This is a genomic window from Sulfurihydrogenibium yellowstonense SS-5 (assembly GCF_000173615.1).
GTDB lineage: Bacteria > Aquificota > Aquificia > Aquificales > Hydrogenothermaceae > Sulfurihydrogenibium > Sulfurihydrogenibium yellowstonense.
In genome coordinates, this window is sequence record NZ_ABZS01000078.1 from 1 (window position 1) to 7,467 (window position 7,467).

6 protein-coding genes are annotated in these 7,467 nt (G+C 33.7%); 3 read left to right on the forward strand and 3 right to left on the reverse strand.

Annotated features, from left to right (window positions below; all coding sequences use genetic code 11):
- The 3 genes from SULYE_RS04320 to truA all read right to left on the reverse strand — a co-directional run.
- On the reverse strand, positions 1 to 1,059 hold a 1,059-nt coding region (locus tag SULYE_RS04320; protein WP_007546878.1), incomplete at its 3' end, for a magnesium transporter.
- Positions 1,060 to 1,073: 14 nt separating this feature from the next.
- Positions 1,074 to 1,997, reverse strand: a complete 924-nt coding sequence (gene era / locus SULYE_RS04325; protein WP_007546880.1) for a GTPase Era — start codon at positions 1,995 to 1,997, stop codon at positions 1,074 to 1,076.
- A gap of 289 nt (positions 1,998 to 2,286) precedes the next feature.
- Positions 2,287 to 3,018: a tRNA pseudouridine(38-40) synthase TruA gene (gene truA / locus SULYE_RS04330; RefSeq protein WP_007546881.1), complete on the reverse strand. Its 732-nt coding sequence runs from the start codon at positions 3,016 to 3,018 to the stop codon at positions 2,287 to 2,289.
- A gap of 216 nt (positions 3,019 to 3,234) precedes the next feature.
- On the opposite strand from truA, the gene SULYE_RS04335 reads away from it, so the two are divergent.
- From SULYE_RS04335 to ppsA, 3 genes are all read left to right on the forward strand, one after another.
- Positions 3,235 to 4,128, forward strand: a complete 894-nt coding sequence (locus tag SULYE_RS04335) for a glycine--tRNA ligase subunit alpha (protein WP_007546882.1) — start codon at positions 3,235 to 3,237, stop codon at positions 4,126 to 4,128.
- A complete protein-coding gene (glyS, locus tag SULYE_RS04340) occupies positions 4,109 to 6,145 on the forward strand; it encodes a glycine--tRNA ligase subunit beta (RefSeq protein WP_007546883.1) in 2,037 nt (678 codons plus the stop codon). Before SULYE_RS04335 ends, glyS begins: the two co-directional genes overlap by 20 nt.
- Before the next feature lie 5 nt (positions 6,146 to 6,150).
- A partial coding sequence (ppsA, locus tag SULYE_RS04345) for a phosphoenolpyruvate synthase (protein ID WP_007546884.1) occupies positions 6,151 to 7,467 on the forward strand: 1,317 nt, incomplete at its 3' end.

The window sequence follows — 7,467 nt, forward strand, 5'->3', positions numbered from 1 at the left end:
TTCCGAAAGCCTTCCTTCTTTTAGTCCTCTTGCTGTAATGATGGCAGCTTGGGAGCTTATATTACCACTAAGGGCGGCAACCATTGGCAAGAAAAAAATGATTGGTAAAAACTGCTCAATTGTAAAACTGAAAAAACTTATGATTATAGCTGTTATAAACTCTCCAAATGTTGCAGTTAAAAGCCAAGGCATTCTTAATTTTGCAATTTTAAATGTCTTATCTTGATAAAAAAGCTCCTCTTCTTTTGCTCCTGCCATTTTAAAGAAGTCTTCGGTTGTTTTCTCTGAGATTACATCAATTATATCTTCAATATAAATAACACCTACAAGCTCTTCTTCATCATTAATGACAGGCAAAATATAAAGGTCGTATCTTTTAAAAATATCAATAGCTTCTTCTTTTGTAGCGTTTATGCTTACAGTTATAAGCTCTCTTGTCATTGTATCTTTTACTAAAATGTTACCCGGAGATGCAATTAATTCTTTCAGCGAGACAACGCCAATAAGCCTGTTTTTATCATCAACAACATAGATATAGAGAATCTCTATCTCTTTATCTGTATTTTTTACAATTTCAAGAGCTTCTTGAACTGTAATGTTTTCATTTATGCTTAAATAATCTTCTCTAATAATAGATGCTATGTTGTCTTCATTGGTAGTAAGCAGCTGCTCTAACTCTTCTAACTCTTCAATCTTTTCCTTCTCTAAGTTTTTTAAAATAATATCTCTTACATCATCGGGAATATGGTCTATAATTTTTACAATTTCATTAACCGGGAGATTATTTAAAAGATTTGTTAAGTCTTTTGAACTTAAATTTCTAAGTAATTCAGATTTTATATCTTCTTCAAGGTCTTGAAAAACATTGGCAGCTTTTTGAATGTTTGATTTGATTAAGGTAAGCATTAAGATTTTTCTTTCTTCTTTCTTTAGATATTTAAAGACTTCGGCTATGTCTCCTTTGTGGGTTTTTATGATAATCTTTTCTATAGTTTTATAATCTCTTTTGCCTATAGCCCTTTTTAGGGTTTCCTTTAAAACTTCAATTATTGGAGACATAGTGCCTTCCTTTTTTATGATATTTGGTTATAACCAAGCTCTCTAAGTAGTGGTAAATCTTCTTTCCATCTTTCTTTAACTTTTACATACAGATTTAGATGAACTTTTTTGCCGAGTAAAAACTCAAGCTCTTCTCTTGCTTGCATACCGATTTTCTTTAACATCTGTCCTTGTTTACCTATAATTATACCTTTGTGATTTTCCTTTTCAACATAAATGACCGCATCAATAATAAGCAGATTTTTATTTTTTTCTCCTTCTTTTATACTTTCAACTTCAACAGCAACAGAGTATGGGACTTCTTGTCTTGTGTTTAAAAATACTTTTTCACGAATGATTTCTGCTATGTAAAACTTTAGCGGCAGGTCTGTTATCTGGTCTTCTGGATACAACGGCGGAGATTCTGGTAAATATTTTTTTATTGTTTCAATAAGCTCATCAATGTTTAGATTTTTGATAGCAGATATTGGAACAAATTCTTTAAAGTCGTATATTTTTGTAGATTCTTCAATAAGTGGTAAAACTAAATCTCTTTTTATCTTGTCAATTTTATTGATTGCAAGGATTGCAGGCTTATTTACTTTTTTAAGATAGTTTTCTACAATTTCTTTGTCTTCTTTTGTCCAACCTGCCTCAGCATCTATAACCATTAAAATAACATCTGCACTTTCTATTCCTGATACTACAGATTCCATTACTGATTTTGTAAGTAAATCTCCACCTTTTTGAACCCCCGGCGTGTCTAAGAATATTATCTGTGCATCCGGCAGATGTTTAACGCCTAAAATTCTCATCCGAGTTGTCTGTGGTCTTGGACTGACAATGCTTAATTTTGTTCCGATTATATTGTTTAGAAGTGTTGACTTTCCAACGTTTGGCCTTCCAACAATAGCAACAAACCCTGCTCTAAAATTTTCATAATTTTGAAAATTTTCCATCTTTATTCTCTCCTTTTTTCTTCAAATTTAGATTTTATTCAAAAATGTTTATAAATCGGGTAAGAAATTTAATAAAAGTAGGAGATTCTTCGCTAACGCTCAGAATGACATCCAAGGTTATTCTTCCTTTATGTTTATCATTCAACCTTTCTCTCTATCATCCTGAGGCCGTAAGGCCGAAGGATCTCATTTTTTGATTTTTTGACTTGAAAAACATGAGATTCTTCGCCGGCTGCAGAATGACAGTGTGGATTTTTACAAGCAACCTCCCAACCTATTCACTTTCTTACTAATAATACACTGCTTTTAAATATAAACCTTCCGGTGGTGCTGTATATTTGCCATGGGACGGACTTTTCTTTTCTATTATATCTTTTAACTCTTCTAAGCTTAAGCTACCCCTTCCAAGTGCGACAAGGTGTCCTACAATTCTACGGACCATGTTTCTTAAAAAGTGAGATGCTGTAATTTCTATGGTTATGATTTTACCATCAAAGTATAACTTAAGCTCTCTTAAATCAATTTCTTTTCTTATATAATCCCCTGCTTTTGCCAAAGAAGAAAGGTCTTTATATTGCTTTATTATATTAATTCCTTCTACCATCTTTATCAAGTCTAATTTTTTATCATAATACCAAGCAAGCTTATACAAAAATGGGTCCGGCTTTGTATTAATCTTATAAATATAAGTCTTTCCTTTAGCTGAAAATCTTGCATTAAAAGAAAGCGGCACTTCTTCAACTTTCAAAATTGATATGTCTCTTGGCAGTTTTGCATTAAGATAGGTGTATATAGTCTTTGTGTTTTTATGTTTATTCGTTTTAAAGTTTGCAACCTGCCTTAAAGCATGAACGCCCGCATCAGTCCTTCCTGCACCAATCAGCGTTATTTTTTCCTTTAAAAGCTCAGATAATAAATCTTCAATGACTTGCTGAATTCCAATTCCGTTTTTCTGTCTTTGCCAACCGTTGTAATTAGTTCCAATATAACTGATTTCAAGCTTGTAGTTTTTTATCTCCATAACTTTTTATTTTAACATATTGTTAATTGCAAGGTTAGAAAGGATGGATTAAAAAGCAAAAGATTTTTATAAGTTTACCTTGTCCGTCATCCTGAGGACGTAAGTCCGAAGGATCTCATTTTTAAATTTTATAAAAACCGACAATTTTTCACCCAAGGTATATCATCAAACTATGTTAAAATATTTTAACCTTAAATATCAAAATGGAGACACTATATGACATTTCAAGATATAATTATGACTCTTCAAAAATTCTGGGTAGAAAAGGGCTGTATTTTATGGCAGCCTTATGACATAGAAGTTGGTGCTGGAACGATGAATCCGGCAACCTTTTTAAGAGTTCTTGGACCTGAGCCGTGGAATGTTTGCTACGTTGAACCGTCAAGAAGGCCAAAAGACGGAAGATACGGAGAAAATCCAAACAGACTTCAGCATTACTATCAATTTCAAGTAATACTAAAACCAACGCCGGAAAATCCGCAAGAGTTATACCTTGAGAGCCTACAAGCTCTTGGTATAGACCTTACAAAGCATGATATTAGATTTGTTGAAGATGATTGGGAAAGTCCAACACTTGGAGCTTGGGGGCTTGGTTGGGAAGTTTGGCTTGATGGTATGGAAATAACTCAGTTCACATACTTCCAGCAAGCAGGAAGCTTAGATTTACCAGAAATCAGCGTAGAAATCACCTACGGACTTGAAAGAATAGCAACCTATTTGCAAGGCAAAGACAGTGTTTATGACATAGTTTGGGCAGAAGGTTTAACATACGGAGATATCTATAAAGAAGCAGAAAGACAATGGTCTATTCACAACTTTGAAGTTGTAGATGTAGATTTTCTTATCAAAACCTTTGATATGTACGAACAGGAAGGATACAAGCTTATATCTTTAAACCTACCTATCCCGGCTTATGATTATGCTTTAAAATGTTCCCATACATTTAATTTGCTTGATGCAAGAGGTGCATTATCTGTTAATGAGAGGGCAAGATATATTGCAAGAGTTAGAAATCTTGCAAGAGAATGTGCAAAAGCATTTGTAAAACACAGAGAAGAGCTTGGATATCCATTGATAAAAAGGAGAGATGATGAAGTCTTATCTACTTGAAATAGGATGCGAAGAGCTTCCTCCAAAAGCTATACTAACTTACAAAGAATTTTTAAAAGAATATGTAAGTCAGACATTTAAAGACTTTTTTATTTACAATTCTCCAGAAAACATAAAAATATACGTAACGCCAAGAAGATTAGCAGTCTTAATAAAAAATCTTAAAGAAAGGCAAGATAATCAAAAAATTACACTAATTGGACCTCCATACAAGGTAGCCATAGACAGCGAAGGTAAATTTACAAAAGCAGCATTATCTTTTGCAGAAAAAAACAACATACCGCTTGAAAAGCTTGAAAAAATCACAACAGAAAAAGGCGAGTACTTAGGAGCCACAATAGAAAAAGAAGGAGAAAGCTTAGAATCATTTATCAAACACAATACCCCACAACTGTTTAATCAATTTCCACAGCTTAAATCTATGAAATGGAACGACTCAGATTATAGATTTCCAAGACCAATAAGATGGATAGTGTCTTTGTTAGATGATAAAGTTATAGATTTTGAAGTTGCATCAGTTAAAGCAGATAGGTTTACATACCTTCATAGATTTATGACAAAGCCAATTGGAAGAGGGGAAAGGAAAGATATAAACCATGCAAACGACTACGAAGAAATCACAAAGCTTGGATACATAATAGCAAACTTTGAAGACAGAAAACACTCAATTAAAACCCAGTACGAAGGCTTTGCAAGACAGTTAAACGCAAGCATTATAGAAGATGATGAGCTTATCGATGAAATAACATGTTTAACAGAGTTCCCGGTTGGCATAGTAGGAGATCTTTCTCCGGAATATCTTACACTTCCAAAAGAAGCTATCATTACAGTTTGTAAGCATCATCAAAGATATCTAAACTTTGAAAAAGATGGAAAGCTAATTCCAAAATTTCTTGCTTTTTCAAACAATGCAGTAAAAGATAGGGATGTAGTAAAAAACGGCTATGAAAAAGTTTTAAGAGCAAGATTAGAAGATGCTTTATTCTTCTATAAAGAAGACTTAAAGAAAAAACTTGATGATAATATAGAAAAGCTTAAAGGTATTCAGTTCCATGAAAAGCTTGGCTCTATGTATGACAAAGTATTGAGAAACTTAGAATTAGCTTTAAAATTAGCCGATTTAATCGGATACAAAGATGTTGAAAAAATAAAAAGAGCAGTTATGCTCTCTAAAGCTGATTTACTTACAGAAATGGTAAAAGAGTTTGACGAGCTACAAGGCATAATGGGAATGTATTACAGCCAAAAACAAGGAGAAGAGGAAGAAATATCAAGATCAATCTATGAGCATTACCTTCCAAAAACAGCAGAAGACAACATTCCAGAAACAAACCTTGGAACGCTTCTTGCATTAGCAGACAAACTTGATACTGTAATTTCTTTCATAAAAATTGGAGAGCTTCCAAAACCATCAGCCGACCCATTTGGAATAAGAAGAAACGCAATAGGAATAGTAAGGCTTTTAGTTGAGAAAGAGATAGATTTAGATTTAAGGAAAGTCATAGATGATGAAAGTATTTTAGATTTTATACTGTCAAGATTAGAAAGCTATCTTCAGTCAAAAGGCTACAAGACTGACATCATAAATGCTGTACTATCTCTAAAAGATGGAAATATATACAGAAATTATTTAAAAGTAAAGGCATTATCACAGCTAAGAAACCTACCGGACTATGAAAACGTGATAATGGTATTTAAAAGAGTTGGAAATATCATTCCGGAAGATTTTAGATCTTCAAACGTTGATGTAAACTTATTGGTATCAGAACCGGAGAAAGAGCTATATAAGAAATTTATAGAAATTAAAGATAAATTTAAACAGTTTATTGAAAATAAAGACTATGACAAAGCCTTAGGATTAATGCTTGAATTAAAGCCATACATAGACAGATTTTTTGACAATGTTATGATAATGGTAGAAGATGAAAAGCTTAAAAATAACAGGCTAAGCCTGTTGAAAGAAATCAACGATTTATTTAGAAATATAGCAGATTTTACAAAATTAATTGGAGGTTAATCAACATGGCTGAAAAGCTTGTAATGTGGCTTAACGAAGTGGGTATGGAGGACATAGAGTTAGTAGGTGGTAAGAACGCATCTCTTGGTGAGATGATCAAAGGACTTTCACCTATCGGTGTAAAAATTCCAATGGGGTTTGTTGTAACATCTAAAGCTTATCATTACTTTATTGATTATAACAATTTAAGAGACAAAATTCGTGAAGCGTTAGCAGGTTTAGACCCAAATAACATTGAAGATTTATCAAGAAGAGGTTTAACAGTTAGAGAACTAATTAAAGGTGGACAGTTTCCGGAAGATTTAAAAAATGAAATACTAAAAGCATATGAAGAATTAAGCAAAATGTATGGTCAGTTTAGAGTTGACGTTGCTGTTAGGTCTTCTGCTACTGCTGAAGACTTGCCAAATGCATCCTTTGCGGGTCAGCAAGATACATACTTAAATATCAAAGGTGATGAAACATTACTATCAGCTATAAGAAGCTGTTTTGCTTCTTTATTTACAGATAGAGCTATTTCTTACAGAGAGGCGTTTAAATTTGACCATTTTGCAATAGGGCTTGCTGTAGGCGTACAAAAGATGGTTAGGTCTGACCTTGCAGCATCCGGTGTTTCATTCTCCTTAGACACTGACAGTGGATTTAGAGATGTGGTTTTAATAAACGCGTCTTACGGGCTTGGTGAGATGGTAGTCCAGGGTGCAGTCACTCCGGACGAATTCTTAGTATTTAAACCAACTTTAAAAGAAGGATATGAAGCAATCATCGAGAAAAAACTTGGAAAAAAGACGCATAAAATGGTTTATGGAACAGACCCAGGCGAAAGAACAAAAATCGTGGCAGTTTCTAAAGAAGACCAGGCTAAATTCTGCCTTGAAGACCATGAAGTTTTAAAGCTTGCAAAATGGGTAATGGCAATAGAAGAGTACTATACAAATAAATATGGAAAATGGACACCTATGGACGTAGAATGGGCAAAAGATGGAGAATTAAATGAGTTGTTTGTAGTTCAGGCAAGACCAGAAACAATCCATTCAAGAAAAGACCATTCTAAGTTAATCACATATAAAATAACAGAACCCTACGAGGAAAGAATTAAGAAAAGAATCTTGGAAGGTATAGCTGTAGGTGATAAAGTAGCCTTTGGAAAAGTAAGAATACTACACGATTTAGAAGATGCAAAAGAGTTTCAAGCAGGAGAGGTTCTTGTTACAGATATGACAGACCCGGACTGGGAACCAATCATGAAAAAAGCGGCTGCAATAGTAACAAATAAAGGCGGAAGAACTTGCCACGCAGCAATTGTAGCGAGAGAGCTTGGC